Raw genomic sequence first — 21,252 nt, forward strand, 5'->3', positions numbered from 1 at the left:
AATGCCGATGCCGCACCTGAACGAACGTTGGCGGGAACCTTTTCATCCTTGAGGATATTGGCAGCTTTCTCGGCAATATCCTCTGGTTTCTTCACCAGAGATTTTAAATCTTTGAGATTATATTCAACTAATTGCTTGAGAGCATATCCCTTAACTTGGTCAAGTCCATCATCAAGGGCGGCTAATATACCGTTAATCTGCCAATCTTGGGGTTTGGGTTTAGGTTTTTCTTTGGCGCTTACCCAAGGTAGACAAAAAAGGAAAGAAAGGATAAAGGCTAAAGCATAAAGGATAAAACGAGAAGGCTTGCTGCGGTGGCGGGGAGTTGTGACCATGTTTGGAGCAAGGTGGCAGATTACACGCGGTTATGAGTATAATAACAACCTTGCAATTCGTAATTCCTGATTGAGAATGCAATTTGGTATCAACAAGTGGTAGGCAATCTACATTCACAAGTATAAAAGACTCGTCCACGAGTATCAAAGACTCTCGCGCCAGTATAAAAGACTCGCTCACGAGTATAAAAGACTCGTCCACGAGTATCAAAGACTCTCGCGCCAGTATCAAAGACTCGTCCACGAGTATCAAAGACTCTCGCGCCAGTATAAAAGACTCGTCCACGAGTATCAAAGACTCTTGCGCGAGTATCAAAGACTCATTCACCAGTTGACAAAATAAAAAAGGGAAAAGAAAAGCAATTAAATCTCCCTTTAACTTTTCCCCTTTGACTGTTCCGGTATCTTTGGCAAGATTTTCAGCCTATGAACCAGAGTTCGTTTTAGCAGGTTTATTTTTAATAGCCTTAAAACGATCGCCTAACTGTTCGGCAAGACTTTTTAACCCTGGAGTTTTCTTAGCAGCAGTCTTCACGTAATCATAAACTGTCAAACTGCTGCCCATTGCTTCGCTGCCGACTGCCATTAAGGTATCATCTACTTGTTCTGTCAGTTGTCGCAATCCAATCAAAAGTTCGGTAAGCGTTGCTGCAAGTTGATAATCCCGGACAAATTCATCTACATCAAAGCTGGCTGGGAGAATTTCTCGGTTAGACTGGGCCGCAGTCAGGCTGGTATTGACAAAGGCTAGGCTTTTATCGCCCATCTTAAATAACTTGCGTCGTTCTTCCACACTCAGAGTCACGAGAAAAGGCATCTTTGCTTGGATAGTCGCAAAGGCTGCTTTAATTTCTTGGATATCTGCTGGGGAAAGGGAGCCTGTAATGTTTTGGTAAGCCATTGGATATTTACCGTAATGAATCTGTTTGTTATGATTCCCACTGGTAAATGCGATCGCACAGTATTTAAAGAATGGGGAGTAGGGAAAATAACCTCTCTGGTTGTACACACAAGTCGAATTACCCCCCTTAATCCCCCCTTTCCAAGGGGGGAAACCAAGAAAATCTAGTTCCCTCCCCTTTCCAAGGGGAGGGTTAGGGAGGGGTAAAGTAGTAATTTCGGGAGGTTTCTGAAGTGAAAAGTCAGTTTACCGAATAATTTTCTTAACAACAACAACAAAGCGTTCCATATCAGCGTGGGTAATAGCTCCCATTGTCGAGACTCGGAAAATAGATTTGGCTAAATTTCCCTGTCCAGAATAAATGATATAGTCTTGTGCTTTCAGCTGGTCGTGAAATTCTTCATAGCTGAAACCGTCTGGCAAATAGTAGGCATTCAAGACAACGGATGAACTGCCAAGAGGAAGTAGGGGTTTAATTCCGATTGAGGCTAACCCGTCTCTGACTAAGCTGGCAAGTTGGTTGTAATGGCTGTGTCTGCTACGCCAACCTCCTGCTTCTGCCATTTCTTGCAAAGCTTCTGTTAAGGCATAAAATGTCTGTACTGATTGCGTAAAAGGTGTGCCGCCTCGGTCTTGCTGCTGGCAATAGGTTGCTAAATCTAAATATAAGGTGCGGGGGATGGTGTCTACTGACGGCAGTGCATCCCGTTGCAGGATAACAAAGGACACTCCAGGAACACCATGCAGACATTTATTCGCTGTCGCAGCGCAAGCAGTGATTCCCCAATCTGCAAAATTTAGTTCCTCAGCACCAAAGCTGCTGACTGCATCTACTAATAGTTTGATACCGCGTTCTTGGCAAATTGGCGCAAGTTCTGCTAAATTATTTAGGCGGCCGGTAGTAGTTTCGTGATGGACGACAGCAAGGTGGGTGATGTCGGCGTTTTCATCCAGGAGTTTGACTAAAGCCTTGATATCGATTTCGGCATTCCAAGGATGGGAAAGTGTAATGTAATCAATGCCGTGGATTTTAGCGATTTTAGATAGTCGTTCGCCATATACACCGTTTTCAATGACTAGTAATTTACCGTCTGTGGGTACTAAACTGCTAATCATCGCTTCCATCGCTGCGGTTCCAGAACCAGTGAGGAGAACTGCTGCCCAGCGATCGCTTCTAAGACCATAAACTTGAAGTAGCTGTTCGCGGATTCTGCTTTGAAGTTGGGAAAATTCTACTTCACGGTGACACAAATCGGGACGCAACAGGGCATTTCTGACGCGATCGCTCAAATTGACAGGGCCGGGATTTAGTAAAATCATTTTGTCATTTGTCATTTGTCATTAATAAATTAAGAGTTTGGACTTTGAATTTATTAATTACAAATTAGGAATTATAAGGTCAGAACCAATGTGTTTCATAAAGCGTTGTAAAACTTCTTCCGGGGTGAGGTTGGGTCTGGGTAGCTTTTCTAAAGTTCCGGGACGGATTTTCAGATGAGCAAATTTAGGTCTAGTGTTAGCATCTGCGGTAAATAAGGTATCTAAAATCGCTGGGTCATCTCCGGCTAATGTAACGCCGTAACCGCACGCTTCGGCAATTTTGGCAAAGGATATACCCGCAGAGACGGTGGCTTGTGCGCCTGTGGAATCGTGAACTTCATTATCTAAAAGAATATGGGTTAAATTAGCACCGCCATAAGTGCCGATGGTAGCAAAATTACCCATTCGCATCAATGCTGCTCCATCCCCATCAATTACTACTACCTTCAGGTCTGGACGTGCTAAGGATAATCCCAATCCCATTGAGGAAGCGCAACCCATCGAGCCGACCATGTAAAGATGATTGGCGCTGTCTTTACTAGCGAAGAGTTCGCGTCCTGTGTATCCGGTGGTGGCAATTACTACAGTGTTTTCTGGATCGGTAAGTTCCACAATCCGAGCCAATGCTTCGCTGCGAGAAATGCGTTGTTCTTTGTGATCCCGAAAAAAGCTTTGCTGAATATGACCGCTATTACTATTTTCTCGTTCGGGGATAGAAGAACGGGTGAGTGCATGGGGGGCGATCGCTCCTTTACGCATAATTAAAGCATAAGGACAGCGTTCTTGTTGCATATAGGCTGTGGCTCTTTGCAGAACTGGTTCTATTTCTGCTGCGTGTGTGGGAAAAAATTCCCAAGGTATAGTCATTGTTTGCAGCAATTTCTCTGTAATTTGCCCCATTAATTGATGTTGCGGTTCATCTTGCAACAGGCGATCGCCTCGCAGTGTACAAATCAGCAGCAGCGGAATCCGAAAGATGTAAGTGAGGGAGGTTAGCGGGTTAACAGCATTTCCCAAACCAGAGTTTTGCATCATTACTACAGCTGGTTTACCAGCAATTGCTGCTCCGGCTGCGATCGCTACAGCATCTCCCTCATTAGCTGCGGAGATATATCTAAGTTGAACGTCATTGATGACGTAGTTAATAAAAGGCGTGAGAAAAGAACAGGGTACGCCAGTGTACCACCCAAAGCCAAGATTACGCGCAGCTTCTACAAATTCTTCTGCCTGGATCATATTAAGAGATGGGGAGTAGGGAGTAGGGAGTAGGGAGTGAGGAAGGGGGATTGGGGACTGGAGAGTTGATAGGAAAGATTATTACTTCGACTTCTGAACTCGGAACTTCGACTTCTGAACTCGGAACTTCGACCTCTGAACTCAAAACTTCGACCTCTGAACTCAAAACTTCGACCTCTGAACTCAAAACTTCGACCTCTGAACTCAAACCTTCGACTTCTGAACTCAAAACTTCGACCTCTGAACTCAAAACTTCAGCCTCAGAACCCAAAACTTCAATCTCACAATTCCCCATGCCCAATGCCCAATGCCCCACCCCTATTGTTTTAATTGAAAAGCAAGGTCAAGATCGTCCAAAGAATTAACATCTAACCAGTTACCGCGAATATAAAGTACCTTGATCGGTTTGCCTTGCTCGATTAAATAATTGCATAATTCTGGCAAACCCAGACTGTTAAATTCTGGTCGTTTTTGCAACTCATTGAGTGCTTCACTAACCCATTGTCTACCTTGACTCCGCAACCGCAACATCCCAATCCAGCGGCCGCTAGATTTTCCTAATTGTGTTTGTGTGGTTTTAGAAATGTTCAACAGGTTGACATCCTGTCCAAACAGAGAAAGATCGTCTGGAATTGAGCAATAAGCGTAGTCAGGTGAACCGCTAACAGACTTGCTGTTGGCCACAGAATCAACTACAGCGACAATTTCTCCGGGACATTCTAATAAATCTCGTAGGATGTAGCTTCTAAATAGTAAATCGCCATAAAGCACCAGCATCTCTTGGCCAAAACTAGCTTGAGCTACGGCTAAGGATGCTAATTCTCCCGTTGTTTCATAATCTGGGTTGCGGATGACTTTAGTCCCCGGAACATTGATAGTTTCTGCTTTGTAACCGGCGACAACGGTAATATCATTGATGGCAAGTTTCTTGAATTTGTCCACCAACAACCTGAGTAGGGGTTTACCTCCAAGGGGTAACATTACTTTTGGTTTATCTTGCGTCAACCCTGCTAACTCTTGGCCTCTGCTAGCGGCCAAAACAATCGCTTGGGTATTTTGTCGTCCGTTGTTAAAGTAGCGTTTTTCAGCTTCTTGGAGTTCATCCGCACCCTGTAGCCGGAAAATTTCTTTTACGGGAGCAATATCATCTTCAATGTTGATTAAAGTTTCGCTGGCTTTCACTTCACGCGCGATCGCTTGCATACTAGCAACAGCAGATCGAATCAGATGGTTTGCCCAGATGACCAAATTAACTTCAGCTTTGCGAAAAACATCAGTAGGCGTGCTGTAATATTTAGTCGGTATAATCACTAACGGAGAACGACCCGCCCATTCTTTAGCAAAGGCTAGCACTTGATCAGGACGTGATGATTTACTGTGAACCAGAATGGCGTTTGCTCCGGCGGCGTGGTAAGCTTCAGCTCGGCGCATTGCTTCAGAGAGATCCCACCCAGCGATCAAAGCTTCGAGTCGGGCGACGATGCAAAAATCTGGGTCTGTCTGACTATCCTTGCCTGCTTTAATTTTGCCGCAGAATTCATCAATATCAGCCAAAGCTTGGCGACTACCGTTGATAAAGCTATTGGTTTTGGGAAAAAGCTTATCTTCAATACAGACTCCAGCAATACCTCGCTGTTCTAACTTTTTGACCAGGCGGCGCATATTATTAAAGTTGCCATAACCGGTATCCCCATCTAATAAAATTGGAATGCTGGTGACATCAGACATAAACTCTAGCATTTCTACAACTTGAGTCCAACTGGCTTCATTATTATCTCGAACGCCATATTGAGCCGAAAGGGCTAGTCCACTCGCCCAAATTCCTTTAAATCCAGCCTCTTCCACAATCCGGGCGCTAATCCCATTGTGAGCTTCCATGATGAAGTCGAGTTGAGGCGATTCAAGTAATACCCGCAATTGGGCACACTTATTTAATTTTGCAGCGGTATCAATGGGTGCAAATATTTGATGCATTTATTCTGCTTTTCTCAACCTATATAATATGGCTAGCGGTTTTCAATTGCATGGAATACAGACCTCACCCTAACCCTCTCCTTTTAGGCTACAGCGTACACACATCTTGGTAATGAAGCCCAAACCCTGGATTTACCCCCCTTAATCCCCCCTTACCAAGGGGGGAAATATCCGGTTCTCCCCCTTAACAAGGGGGAGTTAGAGGGGGTGAGAAGGACTTGTGTGTACACCATAGCTCCTAAGAGGAGAGGGAAGCAGAAAAGCTTTTATTGCTGGAAGGGAGCTAAGTCTCAAAGGCTTTCTCCTTTTAGGAAAGAGGTCAAACTGTAATGTATCCAAACCAAAACTGCTATAAATAAAGATATTTTCAGACATTTTCTGCGACTTCTATTTGAGGTAAAATCTCGTTTTGGGCACGTTGAATATCTTGGGGAAAATCGATTTCGAGCCAAGGTAATCCAGTGATGTCTTCGTAGCCAAATGTTTCTGGAGTTTCTAAGAGCAGATCCCGAATTACTTCTTCATAAGGTTCATGATCGCGTCTGTCTGCAACATACTGTTCTGTGCGAGTAGCAAGACGGTGAGCAACAGCACTTTCAAAACGAAAGAATCCCACCGACTCACCGACAAAATCATAAGCTAAATCAGGAGCTACTTGTTTACGAAACTCCACTAGATAATTATCTCTAACACAAAGCTTCACAGGTTCATCTCCCGGTTCAAAATCCCGATCTAGTAAAAAGCTGTTGGGGATATTTGTCTTTACCAGTCGTTCGATGATGCGGCGATCGCACAATACATCTGCATCCATTAATAATATGTCATCGCCAGTAACTAAATGCTGACGTACAGTCCAAAGGCTGATTATACTGCCTTTGGTGTAGTCAGGATTATAATTCGTACTGACCCAATTTTCGGCTCCTAAAGTTTTGATTTCATCCTGAATTCTTTGTGCTTGATAACCAACAGCAATCACTACTTCGTCAATCTGATAATGACGGAGATAGTTCAAATGGCGCTTTAATAGAGATTTACCGTTAAATTTCAGTAAGCATTTGGGTTGGATTTGCCCGTCTTTACCTAAGCGTCGTCCAACGCCAGCAGCTAAGATAATTGCCTTCATCGTCAAATCACCAACAGTAGCTTAGACACCAGTAAATCTGGAAGTTTTCCCAGTATTTTATAATGACTGTTTTTTGCTCAAGACAATATTTGTTAATTAATTCTTAACATGGAGGAGGCAGGAGGGATGCAATCTGGTGGTGCTAAGAGCGAAACACTTGGCGAAAACCAAAATAGGCGATCGCATCTTTCATATTCGAGACAAAACGTTTTAGCATACCCATGCGGGTGTCGGTGACGTATTCCAAAGTCAAGACAATGCGCTGTTCGTTGTTACCCAAAGGAGTAACTCTGTGGTAAAGCTTGTCACCATTGAATAAAACTAGAGTACCAGGAGTTAAGGAGAGCGATCGCGTTTGGGTTTCCCGTTCAGGAATATCTTTGTAGAGTTGATATTCCAGCTTACTGGATGAGTTGTCAACCAAACCAAGCAATACTGTATAGCGTTTGCCGTGATAATAAGAGGTATCGTAATGATACTGGATATGGTCTCCAGGCTCAGTGTAATAGTACAGCGCGTAAGTATGGGGATCTGAATTAGGACAGGGAAGGAGTTTTTCTGCCGTAATTTTGTTAAGGAACTCGAAAAAAGCATTGAGTTGATAAAACTCTCCGAAAATCGGAGCAAGGCTGTCTAAGCTATAGCGGCTGATACTACCGCCCTTTTTATGATTGGGAATATAGTTGCGGTTGATAGCAGGTTGCAAAGATGGCAACAGCGTCAAGAACTGCTCGATGATGAAGTCAGAGAGAAAGTTCTCCACTACCAAAAATTCATTCTGTGCTTGAAACTCAGCTTGAAGTTTCTGGTAATCAACGGCTGCTATAGCTTTATCAATTGCAGTTTGAAGCTCCATTGATAATTTGATACTAATACAGGATTGCCAAAATAAACATACCATTCAATAAAGCTAAAAAGCCTGTTTTATATAGCTTTCTACCCCATGCCCCGTTATATTAGTTTGATTCCGGCTGCGGGAGTGTCCAAAATTGCCAAATTACCCATACTGTAAAGGTTGGCGCACCAATTGTTGCTGCCATTAATAACGGCTCTAGTCCATCCAGTAAGGTAACTATGGGAAACAAATACAGCACATCTTCAATGTCAAACCCGGCGAAATTTGGTTGACGGCTGGCGTCTTTACCTAAACGCTGTTCCATTTGGTTTCGCAAATGAAAGATGCAAGCAACAGACACGCCAGAGACTATCCCCATCAGCAACGCCCACCAACCAAATTTTCCCTCCCTAAGACCATATCCAATACACACAAACAAAAGAATGTGGATGATAGCGTCACTAGCAAGGTCATATTGATGTCCCCATTTGCTGCTTTTCCCGCTCAAACGAGCTAATTCACCGTCTGTATGATCGAGAAAGTTAGATAAAGCAAATAGCCATGCCCCAATGTTAACCCAAATGGTATTACCAACTGCGAGGGCGACAGCCGCCGCCAACCCTGTCAAAAGTCGTACTGTGGTGAGATGATTGGGGTTTACCCAACTGTCTTTTAGAGGTTTAATTAGCCAGTAAGCAAGTTGAGCATCCCAAGGCTTTGTGGTCATAGATGAACTTAAATTTTATCTGGTCTCGAAATATATAAATATATTGAAAGGGCTGGACTTTAAGCCTCTCAAAACTTATTTTACTTGTGACGTTAGCTACGAACTTTCGTAACAATTTTCTGGGAATAAAACGAAGCCGATTCTTCATTTTTGGCGCAATCTTGGGCAAACTTAATTAAATGGTGTCCGACAAGTCCAACGTGAACCAAGTTTTCAATATTACCTGCTTTCAGTGCTGGCTTGGCCATTTTCCAGAAAGTTTGACGATAGTTACTAAATAAGCCTATCCGCAGCAAAATATTAGTTAAATAAGTTAAACCTTTGCGAATATTAGCCCCAGAAGTCCGAGACGGGCTATTAGGTACTTCAATACGATTTGGATAGGTGTGTTCCATGTTGTAGGCAAATCGCTGATATAAAAATTCTGGCTCATAAGCAGTTGTAATGCAGCGCCGCCACATTTCAACCACTTGTTCATAGGGCATCAAAAATTCAACATTTGATTCGCGGCTTTCATCAAAGAGAAGTCGTCCTTCTGCTTCTAACCTCCGCCATAATGGAGTTCTAGGTAATGCATGAAGCAGGTTAATTGTCAACATAGGAATTTGCGATGCTCGTATAAATTCGATAATTCGGTCTGCTGTTTCTGGTGTATCTGTATCTAACCCTATAATGATTCCTGAAACTACTTCCATGCCATAGCTATTTAAAACCTGAATCGCTTTTAAGATTGGCATACTCAGATTTTGGTCTTTGGAAATAGCGTGAAGAGCATTTGGTTCTGGTGTTTCGATGCCGCAAAATATTGTGCAAAAATAAGCTTCGCGCATCATTTCCAGCAGCCTTGGACTTTGAGCTAGGTTGAGCGTTGCTTCACAGGCAAATTGGATGGGGTAGCCATTGCGCTTTTGCCAGTCAATCAGATGAGGAAGCAACTTCATGGCGGCGCGGCGATCGCCAACAAAGTTATCATCGACAAAATAAACTGCCCCCAAATTGCCAGATTGTCGCATTGCATCTAACTCAGCGACTACTTGCTCTGGTGTTTTCATCCGGGGACTGTTGCCATAGAGTTCGGGAATATCACAAAACTCGCAGTGATAAGGGCAACCACTAGAAAACTGCACATTTGCCAAGAAATAATCATTGATATTCAGCAAATGATAAGCTGGGGTGGGGAACTCTGTTAGGGGTAAACGTTCCTTGGTTTCAAAGCGAATTTGCGCTTGGGGACGTTGAGAGTTTTGGTCTAAATATTCGATCATGTGATCGCTAGCATCTCCCAATTCGCCCAAGTGTAAAATATCAAATTCAGGATAATATTCTGGACACCCAGATACCGAGGGGCCACCCACAACGGTAATTTTCCCCGCTCGATGGGCAAGTTCATTAATTTGATTAATCTGTGGTTTTTGGATATGCATTCCACTCACAATCACCACATCAGCCCATTGGTAATCAGCCCTCGTTGCTGATTTGACATTCTCATCAATAAAGCGCACTTCCCATTGTTTAGGTAAGTAGGCAGCCACAATTAAAATACCTTGGGGTGGCATAAAAGCTCGAACTTTACCCATAAGTGGGTAAGCGTGATGAAAAGTACCAAAGGAGCGGCTGTACTTGGGAAAAATACACAAAATGCGTCGATGGTGCGAAGGAACGTAGCGGGTTCCTTGAGCAGTAGAAGCGGTTTTAGAATTGCCCGCTACATTAATTTGGTTTTCTAAAGACTTTAAATTCACAGTCATCGCAAATTTCACCCTGGAAAACTGAGCAGGTAATTTGACAGTTTATTCACATAATTAGCTGTAATTCCAACTAGCTTACCAAAGAAAGGCAGGAGGCAGAAGGAATTAGAAATGTATTTTTGCACAAAGCAAAGTCCTAGCGATTATAAATTGCCCAATCTTAGCTTCAGTAAAGAAAGCCGTTGAACGCGGCTTATCAGTTGCCGAAACCGTAAGCCTGACGGGGATTTATTTGTTGAATTGAAGTTTTACGGTTAGCTCCTACTCTGGCACAAGCTCTAACTGCCAAATTAGCAGACAACAAAAACTTCGAGCGCAAGTCTTGATAGACCATATTTTTAATGCTTGTCTTGCTTGTAATTTGGGGTTTAACTTGCTGATTGGCATGGTTGCAAGCATCCGCAAACGCTTTCAGTCTCGCCTCTATTTTGACGACCTGTTCAGGGGTGGGCTTAAGCTTACAAACCAATGTCAGCACTTGTTCCATACTATCTACCGTATCACTTGTGAGGAATATTTTTTGACGGCGTTAGCGTAGCGGTAGCGAGTCTGCGAGCGTCATGAATTCGCCTACGCCTTACCCCCATGTTTGAAAACAGGGGCTACCACGGCGAGAGATGTTTGGTGACGAATTATTTACGATTCGGCAAAACTACCCATATGGTGAGCCTGTAATGAAAAAATTAAAGAGGCTGCCCCTTTTGATTGGACTTTGGACAAAGACAATCAACCTTTTTAAAAAGCAGTAGCAAATTCCTTTGCAAAATCTTCCAACTTTACTTTGCCCATAGCAATTGGCTTATGCAGTTGATAATCCTGCCGCGATGCGCCGCTATGAATGCTGGTGCCCATTTCAACAAAGTTGGCCGCAATATGTGCTGGCATTCCACTCTCTTCCAAACCGCTTTGTGTTTGCTCATCAGTAAAGGTTACCCATTTTAAATCCGGCTTGCCAATGGCGGCGCCTAAGATGTGAGCGGTTTCGTTGGCCGTATGCTCGTCACTTACCACATACCGCACTTGCTTGCTGGTAGCAGGTGTTTCTATCTCTTCTGCTGCGGCGGCGGCAATATCTCTTGGGGCAACCATTACAAGCTTGTCGTCGCTACCATAGTTTGCGCCAATAAAGCCCAGCCCTTTTATCATATCTACAAAGTTGTAAAGATTGTAGTAGAAGTAACCAGGGCGCAGATGCGTAATGGCTACGTCTGACAGCTCATTCAAAATGCCTTCTACATCGTGAGAACCGAGGATGAATCCGGTGCCCTTATCTAAATGCGCGCCCATACTGCTAAGATGAACCACACGCTTTACGCCCGACCGTTGAATAGCTTGTGCATAGTTGCTGCCAGTTATCCGGTAATACTCTCTTGGATCGGGCACGGTATAGTTTGGCGGCACCATAGCATACACGGCATCGGCACCAGTAAAGGTGGACACCAGGAAATCAACATCTTCCAGTGAGCCGATGGCAGCGGTGGCGCCCAGAGCTTCAATGTCTTTTTGCTTTTCCGGCTTGCTGCTGATAACCGTAACCGCATGACCTTTTTGCACTAACTCCTTTGCCAGTGGCTTGCTGATGTTTCCTAACGAACCTGTTACTATAACTTTCATAAATATTTCGTTTTTGTTTGCGAGGGTTTCTGAATTGGTTAGTGCTAGTTGTTTTGGTGAAGTCAATGGTAATTATTAGGATGGGCGTAGATTCCTTATAATTTCATTTTTTGAAACTCTTTTCAAGAATATAAGTTTTATTAAAAATTTAGGTATTATTTAGAACTAATATGTACGGTGAATTGAATTGGCGTAGGCGTAGGCCTTGAGAAAAACTTTGCGATTTACTGACCTTGTGCCTGATTCATCGTCATATTTGAAGGGGTGTTTAACTGGTAAAATATAAAATCTACCCTATAGCAGTCCTAAATCATTTGTGAAAATTATATATCTCTTTCTTCTTTCTTCCCTTTGCGCCCTTAACGTACTTTGCGGTTCGTTTTCTTATTTATATTTTTCACGAATCAAATAGGACTGCTATAGCAATGCAAATTTAATTGGTTGGCAAACAACTATTATGGAAATCGTGCATGGGACATAAAAAGAGAGATTTTCATTTTTTGTTGTATCCAACTGGGTATAGGCATTTGTCATGAATTTGATTTACTTTCTTTTGCGTTCTTCATGGGGAATGGTGGCGATCGCGATCGCTACCGGATTTTTGAGTGGTGGTAGTAGTGCTGGCTTGATTGCCTTAATTAGCCATGCTGCAAGTAGCGGTGGTGCTTCCCGCCTCACATCGATAATTTGGGGTTTTGCGGGGCTGGCAATAGTTGCACTAATTACCAGTATCATTTCTCAAGTGATGCTGATTCGTCTTTCTCAGAATGCAGTCTTGCAATTACGAATGCGTTTGAGTCGCCAAATTCTCGCTTCCGAGTTGAGTCATCTGGAACGCTTAGGGAATCCTCGATTATTGGCTACTTTAACAGAAGATATTCAGGCGGTGGCTAATGCTGTTTATCAGATGCCTTTCATTTTTATTAATTTAGCGATCGTCCTGGGTTGTATAACGTATATAACCTGGCTTTCTTGGTTAGTATTGCTGATGGTTTGTGGTATTTCAGTAGTTGCGATCGCTAGTTGTAAGTGGCTACTCAACCGAGGCGGGCAATTGCTGGCTCTAGCTCGTGAAGATGAAGATCATCTATTTAAACATTTTCGCACTATTACCGAAGGAGTCAAGGAACTTAAACTAAACTACAAGCGGCGTGAAGACTTTTTAGAAGAGAAACTACAATCAACTGCTAACGAGTTCCGTCATCACAACGTTAACGGTCTAAGCCTTTTTGCCATAACTTCAAGCTGGGGTCAACTCATATTCTTTTTTGCTCTCGGTTTTGTATTATTCGTGCTGCCTAATCTGCTTCGCATCAATCCCGAAACTCTTTCTGGCTACATTTTGACTTTCACTTACTTGGTGTTACCAATGGATAACATCATCAGTAAACTTCCTTTATTAAGCAAAGCTAGCATTGCCTTACAAAAAATCGAATCACTGGGTTTATCTCTAGCTAGTCGAACGGAAATATCCACTGTTCCACCTGCTCTGAAATCTGACTGGCACAGCTTAAAATTTAAAAGTGTTACCCACACTTACTACACAGAACAAGAAGACAATAGCTTTATTTTTGGCCCCATTGAATTAACACTCTCTCCTCAAGAATTAGTCTTCATTGTCGGCGGTAATGGTAGCGGTAAATCTACATTAGCGAAACTAATTACTGGGCTTTATATCCCAGAAAATGGCGAAATCTGGTTTGATGATGAGTTAATTAGCGAAGAGAATCGAGAATGGTATCGCCAGCATTTTTCCGTGGTGTTTTCCGACTTTTATTTATTTGAAGAACTTTTAGGATTAAAAAATTCTCACTTGGATGCTCAAGCCAGAAAATATTTACAACAACTGCAATTAGACCATAAAGTAAAAGTTGAAAATGGACAAATTTCTACCACTGCTCTTTCTCAAGGACAACGGAAACGGCTAGCTTTACTCACAGCCTATTTGGAAGATAGACCAATTTATCTATTTGATGAGTGGGCAGCCGATCAAGATCCAGTCTTCAAAGAAATATTCTACACTCAACTTCTCCCAGAACTGCGATCGCGAGGTAAAACAGTGCTGGTGATTAGCCATGACGATCGCTATTTTCATTTAGCAGACCGAATTATCAAACTTGACTATGGCAAAATAGAGTACGATAAAACTTAATCTGTCAAAACAATTCATAATTGTTAAAAGAATATTTGGAGTTTGACTAAATAAAACTAATGTCTGAACAAAAGCCCATAAATCCTTGGAACTACAAACCTTGGTGGTGCCAACCCTGGTCTATAGTTCTCACAGGTGTAACACTGATTGGTGGTAGCTGGTTACTATTTAAAACTATCTGGCTAACAGTTCTCGTTTCCATCCCTATAGGAACGTGGATGGCATTTTTTGTGTTGTTTTGGCCACAACTAATGATTCGCAGTGGAATTTTGGAGTCGTATAAAGAGTAGTTTGAGCTTAATGTAATGCTGGAAATTAGTCCAGGTAGAGAAAATTATTCCACTGCGTTAGAGATTTAGCATCTCAGATCGTGTCCAGCTAATTATATCAAGTTCGGGTGATTACTTGTAATAAAATCTATCAATGTAGCGACTGTCTTAAAAGTCAAGCGTAGGCGTAGCCCGTCGTAGACATCGCTTTGTTTGTGGAGATTTATGAAAGCGATGCCTACGGCGGGCTACGCCTACGCACCTGTGTACTTGATCGCGGTGCGACAAAGTTTGAAGTACCTCAACACGATTTTCAAGTATTTCAACACGATTTTCAAGTACCTCAACACGACTTTCAAGTACTTCAACATGACTTCGAGGTATTTGTTGCTCATATAGCAGTCCTAAATCATTTGTGAGAATTTGAGATCGTTTTAACCCCCCTGCCCTTGGTTTACCGTGTATACACAAGTCAAATTACCCCCCTTAGAAAGCTACCGTGTATACACAAGTCAAATTACCCCCCTTAGAAAAGGGGAAACAGGAATCTAGTTCCTTCCCCTTTCCAAGGGGAGGGTTAGGGTGGGGTAAAACCGTGATTTCTCAGCTATTTCAGACTTGTGTATACACGGTAGCTGCCCTTGCTAAGGGGGGACGGTCTACCACTTCTTCTAAGATACAAGGTTGGGTTGAACGCAACATGAACAAGGATTAAATGTTGGGTTTCGTTCCTCAATCCAACCTACAGAATATTATAAGTGTTTAATCTAACCTGATATTAGTTATAATTCCCGAATCTATGCAATAATCTCAAAAACCCCTTCCATCTAAACCTCTACGGTTTTAACGATCGCTCTTTAACCGGACATCGTATCATCTCTGCGTAGACGTGCAGAGATAAGCAAGACTGTGCTGCAAAGTTAAGCGTAGGCGTAGCCCGTCGTAGACATCGCTCAAGCAAATTGTGAGAAGAAGTTCTCCGAAACAGTTTCTAACCCTCGGAACTTATGTATAAACAAATTAGTAGTCTCAAAAACATTAATCCATGATGAAGAACTCTAACAATATAATAAGTTTTGAGAACTTTTAGCTAATATTGATATTTTTCAAGTCGGCTTTGGGCAAAAGACCTTGTAAGTATGTAGATACTTAGGGAATTTGACAGGGAAAGCTGGGATGACATGAACAATAGAGCAAACCAAAGGCATGAAGAACATTATGTAATAAAATATTTCTGTATATTCAACCGAATGTTGATTTTCGTTGCAGAGATATTTATGTCACGCAGCCTTGTTGCTAGAAAGGTAATGCTGCGGTTATTCCGAAATTTCCAGCATCCCAGACTTTCCTGGCTAAGGCTTAGACACTCATCTGTGAAAACCCAAGCTGTTCTTCTACCTGACAATGAAGCAGAAAGGCTCAAAGCGCTGGCAGACTACAATATTCTAGATACCCTACCCGAACAAGCATTTGATGACCTAACTGCTATTGCTGCCTACATTTGTAAGACTCCAATTGCTTTAATTAGTTTAGTTGATAGCGATCGCCAATGGTTTAAATCTAAGGTTGGACTAAAAAGTAGCGAAATACCCAGAGATGGGTCTTTTTGCTCCCATGCCATTCTTCAACCAGAGGATATATTAGTGGTTCCCAACGCCATTAAAGACGATCGCTTTAATAACAACCCCTTAGTCAAAGATAATCTCAAAATTCGTTTTTATGCTGGTGTCCCTCTAATTACGCCCGATGGTCTTCCAATTGGGACTTTGTGTGTGATGGATACCATTCCTCATCACCTAAGTTACCAGCAGTTAGATGCACTGCGCCGCCTAAGTCGTCAGGCGATCGCTCAAATGGAACTCATTCAGGAAGTTCGCAACCGCAAACAAGCAGAGATCGAAGGAAGACAGTTATTGCTGACTGATGAACTCACAGGTTTGTATAACCGACGTGGTTTCTTCCTAATGGCTGCACAGCAGTTGAAAATTGCTCACCGCATGAAAGTGTTTTGCTGGGTTATGTTCATTGATTTAGATGGACTAAAACAGATTAATGATACCCTTGGTCATGACATAGGAGATGCCTTGATTATTGATGCTGGTCGATTACTTAAGCAAAGTTTTCGGAACTCAGATATTATTGCCCGTTTGGGTGGGGATGAGTTTATTGTTTTCATCTCCAGCTACTTCAAGGACGCTGATAGTATCCAAGCGCGTCTACAAACAAATATCGCCAACTTTAATCAACAACAAAACCGTAGCTATAAACTTTCGATGAGTATCGGTATAGAGCGTTACTCACCAGAGAGCAATATGTCACTAGAACAACTAATCGCTAGGTCTGACGAATTAATGTATGCTCACAAGCGTCTCAAGCGGCAATCTCTTACATGAATAACGTTTAATTTACTACTTGGCTGCCATGACTGCGGGGGTCATCTTGATTCGCCGTTGGTGCTACTGGGGCTGAAAATTTGGAAACTTTGCCGCTAGCTTGAGCGTAAGGGAGAGAGGAACCAGTAACCAAAGCTTCTAAGTTACTAGCCATAATCGTCCGGGGTTGATCGCCGATCGCTTGAGCTATGGTTTCCCCTTGCTGACTCAAAAATACAAAATGGGGAATCCCATCTACCCGATATCTCAGCATTTCTGGCAGCCACTTGGTGTTATCTACATTCAGCATGACAAAATTCATCTTGTCAGCATACTCTGTTTCTAATTGAGTGATATCTGGTGCCATTTTTTGGCAGACAGTACACCAATCAGCATAAAACTCTACTAGAGATGGTTTGCCGTTGCTGATTGCTACTTCTAACGGTGTGGAAGTCTCACTTAACTTGGCTAGAGTTGCCGAGGTTGTTTCAGTTCGCAATCCTAAGACGAGGGAAACGCTAAGTGCGATCGCTACCATTACAATTAAAAAGTTTCTCAGACGCTTCCCGAATGTAGATTCAAGTTTTTCGGGAGAATTAACAGGTGAATCAGTACTCATAACAGCATTATTAAAACTTATTAGGCAATTTCTTCTTTAGTTTAGCTGACTCCAGGCACTCTCCTAAGAAACAAGGCAGGAGGCAGGAGGCAGAAGGAATTGACGTGTTTCTTCCATCCATAACGGAAGCGAGCGCGTCCGTAAACAGCTTTAATCTCTCCAGCATTGGAAGCTTAAAATGGAAATTGGGCATTGGGCACGGGCACAAGAGGAAGAGGGGCGGAGGGAAAGACTTGCTCCCCTGCTCCCCAATCCCAAAGCGCCTATTTACTTAACTCACAAAATCGCTCCAGTTTCCTTCAAATAAACCCGCGTGAATGGTTCATCTTCACCCAAGGTATAATCTTCAATCAACCCTTTGCGACGAATAGAAATATCGTTGCCTTTTCTAATCACCACAGTCGAACCATCGAAAACATCCCGCACCAAAATCATCTCAGTTTCGGTAGGATTATCCAAAACTACGATATTACTATTCTGGTAAAATATGCCCTGTTCTTCGAGGATGTCTTCAGGATACTCGGCAATTAGTAAATCAACTTTGGGATGACGCAGCAAAGTTTGGACATTACTGTTGTAATCTTTGCTTAATACTTTTTTCGAGCGATTCACAAAAACGGCATCACGACAAACAGCACCTATTGTCAAGTTGGGATTTTGCAAAAGGATATGGTCAATCGTCGCTTGCAGTTCTTCAACTGAGATTTTGTTAAAGGTAATAATTGGTATCCTGGCATCTGTACCCGACTCAAAAAAGGTTTCTAAAATATGAGAAGGCACATCAACACTTTCACCAACAGAAGGTTTAAGATGCATTAAAACGCCTGGTGCAGCATTGATTTCCAGGATGGCAAAGTTACTGGACTTCCAAGATTCTGCGAGACTTTTGGTGATAACATCAATTCCCAGGCAAGTCAGTTGGAAATGTTGGGCAATATCTTGCGCCAAGATAATATTGTCATCATGAACTGTCGGAGTTGCATCGATGCTCATACCTCCGGCTGAAAGATTGGCGACTTTACGCAGGTAGACAGTGCGTCCTTTCTCAATCACGCTGTCTAATGATAAGCGCTGTTCGTCTAGGTAGAGTTCCATCGCTTCATCGATCTGAATTTTACTCATCGGCGAGGTTGGCGTGTCTAAACGTGCAGGTTTGCGGTTTTCTTGGCGAATTAACTCTGCAAGCGTTAAATACCCATCACCCACAACTGATGCTGGACGGCGTTCTGTGGCGGCGACGAATCGACCATTGACACACAACAAACGAAAATCCGATCCTGTGATGCTTTTCTCAACAATTATTCGGGTTTGCTGATTTTCGGGAATCGCTGCCAGTGAACGATTATAAGCAGATATCAGTTCTTTTGAGTCTTGCACATCAGCCGTAACGCCAATTCCTTTGTGACCTACCACTGGCTTAACTGCAACTGGGTAGCCAATTTCTCTTGCTGCTGCCAAGGCTTCTTTTTCGGAAAAGACAATACTACCTTCAGGCACTGGGAAACCCAAGGTTTTCAAAAATGCCTTACAATCATCTTTGCGGGTAGTAAACTCCGAATCTAGATGGCTATCACAGTTAAATGTTGTTGCTACCCCCCGGACATGTTTTTTTCCCAAGCCGTATTGCATCAATCCTTCTTCCCACAAATAAAAGGCGGGAATACCTTTCTCATAAGCTGTTCGCAATAGGGCGTAAACCGTGGGGCCACCGTAGACAGATGCGCGAAATTTATCTTGCAGCCTTATCAGTTGCTCATCAAAGGTAAAGTCTTCGTCTTGGGTAATGGCTTCAAACCAATCCCAAACAAAGTAGACTACCTCTCTAGTTGTGCGTTCATGTAGTGATTGGATACTAATCCGCGTGAGATTTGGATATGGCTTAACACTCCAGCGGTTAAGGTGTAAATCCATGTCCAATTTTCCGGCTTCGGACACAACTTGGGCAAAGAGATGAGCATAAGATTCGTAGGTTTGATCGCGAATATTTGGATAGCGATCGCCAATGCTGGCAATATAATCTTCAATGGGCAAAGGCTCTCTAGAGTCAATTAGAGCAAAATCAAATACTAGCGCCCCTACATTCAAATAAGGGTTGGGGCCAAGGTAATGCTTGAAGTTGAAAATATCGAATACATCCGTTCTTCTAGCATTAATGCGGACTAATTCACTGCTTTTTTGTAAAACCATTGATTACGAACCTTCGGCTAAACACCCTGAAATTTTAATGCTGAGTTGTAGTTACTCAGACTTATTGATTGTAGATTGACTCAGGTTAATTTTTTTGGAGAGTTATGGCTTTGCCACTGAGCTAATCAGAACTCACGCTAACTCTATTACTAAGCATTTTTAACTATCTTAAGGCATAATTAAATCTCTAATCTTCTGCCAGTAATCAAGAACAGTCAATTCATCCTCATGAATAATCAAAGATATAACCTTTGAAAGGTGCAACACTCATCCAAAAATTGTATAAATAAATATGGGTCATTAAAAAGACAGTATAAAAAGACAGCAAAGTATGAATAGCACACAAGCTGCTCTAAGAGATGAAATTCGAGAACTTGCTGACGAAGCTTTTCACCAAAAGCTGATCTCTGGACATGGAGATGGGGCAGACATGAATGAGTATCAAATTGTTTACCAAGGCAAACCCAGGCATCTCCCACTAGAACAAGCACGTTTTTTCTTAACTAACTTGCTTCACAGAAGTCGGGTTGATTAGGACTTGTAATCAGATATCTAAATTGCATCTGGCTAGAGTCAATCCCAATTACTCACATCGCACAAGAAATCTCCAATCAACAATTAGCAGTATAGCCAATAATGCCTCTAGAAAATACTTCTAGAGGCAGTTGACGTTGTAGATTTTATTTAGTATCGGAAAAGTCTTTTGGTCTAATTGCGATGTCTAACGACCAGCCGCTTCTCTACGAGACGAGACGCACTCGCGTTTGCGTTTATAGCAAATGTTCATCCTACTTTTATCAAGTAATCTATCAAAGGGATGATTTGATACATTGAATTGTCATGTTTTAGTGAGATTTATTAACTCAAATCCAGGGGGCATCATGGTGGAAAGTAATATCAAAAGGCAGTTGGTAATTATTGGGGGAGCCGAAGATAAAGAGGGAGATTCTGTAATTTTGCGGGACTTTGTACGACGTGCTGGAGGTACAAAGGCGTATATTGTAATTCTGACAGCAGCAACAGAACTACCAAGAGAAGTGGGAGAAAATTATATCAGAGTGTTTGAGCGGCTGGGAGCTGAAACTGTTCGCATTATTGATACAGAAACCCGTGAAGATGCATCTTCATCTACCGCATTGGAAGCTATTAGTAAAGCAACTGGAGTATTTTTTACAGGGGGAGATCAAGCTCGTATTACCAACATCCTCAAGGACACCGAAATCGATGTGGCGATTCACCAGCGCTTTTCTGAAGGTGTAGTTATCGCAGGTACAAGCGCCGGAGCTGCTGTGATGCCAGACGTAATGATTGTGGAAGGCGACTCAGAAACACATCCTCGGATTGAAACTGTCGAAATGGGTCCAGGTTTGGGATTTTTACCAGGGGTAGTAATTGACCAGCATTTTTCCCAACGCGGACGCTTGGGACGTTTAATATCAGCTTTGATATTACAGCCTGCTGTCTTAGGATTTGGTATTGACGAAAATACCGCTATGGTAGTGATAGATAACCAAATTGAAGTAATTGGTGAAGGTGCGGTTACGATTGTTGATGAATCAGAAGCTACATATAACAATATGGACGAAATTTTGAAGGATGAGTCTTTAGCGATTTGTGGAGCAAAGCTTCATATTTTGCCACATGGCTTCAAATTTGACCTGAAAACTCGTCAGCCTATCCTAAATAATGGCTCTGTACCAAATGGCTCTCAATCACTTGCTTCAGTTAACACTTAACTTTTAACAAGTGTATTTAAACTGAAAGTTTTATCTAATCGCTGTAATACCCCCTGCCTCAACCTTTGGTAGGCAGGGGATATCAAGCTGTTCAAAACTTGAGT

At 42.5% G+C, this 21,252-nt stretch carries 19 protein-coding genes and 1 pseudogene; 6 read left to right on the forward strand and 14 right to left on the reverse strand.

The window, feature by feature from the left end:
- The 12 genes and pseudogenes from HWQ40_RS21735 to HWQ40_RS21790 all read right to left on the reverse strand — a co-directional run.
- Positions 1–335 (reverse strand): annotated as a pseudogene (locus HWQ40_RS21735) (PBS lyase); the annotation flags it as partial.
- 424 nt (positions 336–759) lie between these two features.
- Positions 760–1,236: a hypothetical protein gene (locus HWQ40_RS21740; RefSeq protein WP_292781808.1), complete on the reverse strand. Its 477-nt coding sequence runs from the start codon at positions 1,234–1,236 to the stop codon at positions 760–762.
- Positions 1,237–1,482: 246 nt separating this feature from the next.
- Positions 1,483–2,571 (reverse strand): 2-aminoethylphosphonate aminotransferase, encoded by a 1,089-nt coding sequence (locus HWQ40_RS21745; RefSeq protein ID WP_292781666.1) that lies wholly within the window; start codon positions 2,569–2,571, stop codon positions 1,483–1,485.
- 42 nt (positions 2,572–2,613) lie between these two features.
- Complete coding sequence (gene aepY, locus HWQ40_RS21750; RefSeq protein WP_292781669.1) at positions 2,614–3,792, reverse strand: phosphonopyruvate decarboxylase; 1,179 nt, start codon at positions 3,790–3,792, stop codon at positions 2,614–2,616.
- 1 nt (position 3,793) lies between these two features.
- Positions 3,794–4,087 carry a bZIP transcription factor gene (locus HWQ40_RS21755; RefSeq protein ID WP_292781672.1) on the reverse strand — a complete coding sequence of 98 codons (294 nt, stop codon included), beginning with the start codon at positions 4,085–4,087 and terminating at the stop codon, positions 3,794–3,796.
- 23 nt (positions 4,088–4,110) lie between these two features.
- The gene (aepX, locus tag HWQ40_RS21760; protein WP_292781675.1) at positions 4,111–5,766 is read right to left on the reverse strand and encodes a phosphoenolpyruvate mutase; all 1,656 of its coding nucleotides are present in this window, start codon (positions 5,764–5,766) and stop codon (positions 4,111–4,113) included.
- A gap of 367 nt (positions 5,767–6,133) precedes the next feature.
- A complete protein-coding gene (locus HWQ40_RS21765) occupies positions 6,134–6,889 on the reverse strand; it encodes a phosphocholine cytidylyltransferase family protein (RefSeq protein WP_292781678.1) in 756 nt (251 codons plus the stop codon).
- A 142-nt stretch (positions 6,890–7,031) separates the two neighbouring features.
- Positions 7,032–7,745, reverse strand: a complete 714-nt coding sequence (locus tag HWQ40_RS21770; RefSeq protein WP_292781681.1) for a 2OG-Fe(II) oxygenase — start codon at positions 7,743–7,745, stop codon at positions 7,032–7,034.
- A gap of 100 nt (positions 7,746–7,845) precedes the next feature.
- Entirely contained in the window at positions 7,846–8,451 is a 606-nt protein-coding gene (locus HWQ40_RS21775; RefSeq protein WP_292781683.1) for a CDP-alcohol phosphatidyltransferase family protein, read from the reverse strand.
- A gap of 92 nt (positions 8,452–8,543) precedes the next feature.
- On the reverse strand, positions 8,544–10,199 hold the full coding sequence (locus tag HWQ40_RS21780) for a B12-binding domain-containing radical SAM protein (RefSeq protein ID WP_292781685.1): 1,656 nt from the start codon (positions 10,197–10,199) through the stop codon (positions 8,544–8,546).
- A 196-nt stretch (positions 10,200–10,395) separates the two neighbouring features.
- Positions 10,396–10,686 carry a hypothetical protein gene (locus HWQ40_RS21785; protein WP_292781687.1) on the reverse strand — a complete coding sequence of 97 codons (291 nt, stop codon included), beginning with the start codon at positions 10,684–10,686 and terminating at the stop codon, positions 10,396–10,398.
- A gap of 248 nt (positions 10,687–10,934) precedes the next feature.
- A complete protein-coding gene (locus HWQ40_RS21790; protein WP_292781688.1) occupies positions 10,935–11,879 on the reverse strand; it encodes an NAD(P)H-binding protein in 945 nt (314 codons plus the stop codon).
- A gap of 466 nt (positions 11,880–12,345) precedes the next feature.
- Here HWQ40_RS21790 and HWQ40_RS21795 point away from each other — a divergent pair, with 466 nt between their 5' ends.
- The 4 genes from HWQ40_RS21795 (at position 12,346) to HWQ40_RS21810 (ending at position 16,627) form a co-directional block, all read left to right on the forward strand.
- Positions 12,346–13,965, forward strand: a complete 1,620-nt coding sequence (locus HWQ40_RS21795) for a cyclic peptide export ABC transporter (RefSeq protein ID WP_292781689.1) — start codon at positions 12,346–12,348, stop codon at positions 13,963–13,965.
- Between the two features lie 59 nt (positions 13,966–14,024).
- Entirely contained in the window at positions 14,025–14,255 is a 231-nt protein-coding gene (locus HWQ40_RS21800) for a DUF6737 family protein (RefSeq protein ID WP_099099524.1), read from the forward strand.
- Positions 14,256–14,449: 194 nt separating this feature from the next.
- The gene (locus HWQ40_RS21805) at positions 14,450–14,653 is read left to right on the forward strand and encodes a hypothetical protein (protein WP_292781691.1); all 204 of its coding nucleotides are present in this window, start codon (positions 14,450–14,452) and stop codon (positions 14,651–14,653) included.
- Between the two features lie 858 nt (positions 14,654–15,511).
- The gene (locus HWQ40_RS21810) at positions 15,512–16,627 is read left to right on the forward strand and encodes a sensor domain-containing diguanylate cyclase (RefSeq protein ID WP_292781692.1); all 1,116 of its coding nucleotides are present in this window, start codon (positions 15,512–15,514) and stop codon (positions 16,625–16,627) included.
- Positions 16,628–16,634: 7 nt separating this feature from the next.
- Here the strand turns inward: HWQ40_RS21810 and HWQ40_RS21815 are convergent, their stop codons facing one another.
- Entirely contained in the window at positions 16,635–17,225 is a 591-nt protein-coding gene (locus HWQ40_RS21815; protein ID WP_292781693.1) for a thioredoxin family protein, read from the reverse strand.
- 276 nt (positions 17,226–17,501) lie between these two features.
- Positions 17,502–19,412: an acetate--CoA ligase family protein gene (locus HWQ40_RS21820; protein WP_292781696.1), complete on the reverse strand. Its 1,911-nt coding sequence runs from the start codon at positions 19,410–19,412 to the stop codon at positions 17,502–17,504.
- Positions 19,413–19,743: 331 nt separating this feature from the next.
- Between HWQ40_RS21820 and HWQ40_RS21825 the strand changes: the two genes are divergently transcribed.
- Both HWQ40_RS21825 and HWQ40_RS21830 read left to right on the forward strand, forming a co-directional pair.
- Entirely contained in the window at positions 19,744–19,947 is a 204-nt protein-coding gene (locus tag HWQ40_RS21825; RefSeq protein WP_292781699.1) for a hypothetical protein, read from the forward strand.
- Between the two features lie 346 nt (positions 19,948–20,293).
- Positions 20,294–21,148, forward strand: coding sequence for a cyanophycinase (locus HWQ40_RS21830; RefSeq protein WP_292781701.1), 855 nt, complete (start codon positions 20,294–20,296; stop codon positions 21,146–21,148).
- The last annotated feature ends 104 nt before the right edge of the window (positions 21,149–21,252 follow it).

The organism is Nostoc sp. NMS9, assembly GCF_017114995.1.
GTDB lineage: Bacteria > Cyanobacteriota > Cyanobacteriia > Cyanobacteriales > Nostocaceae > Nostoc.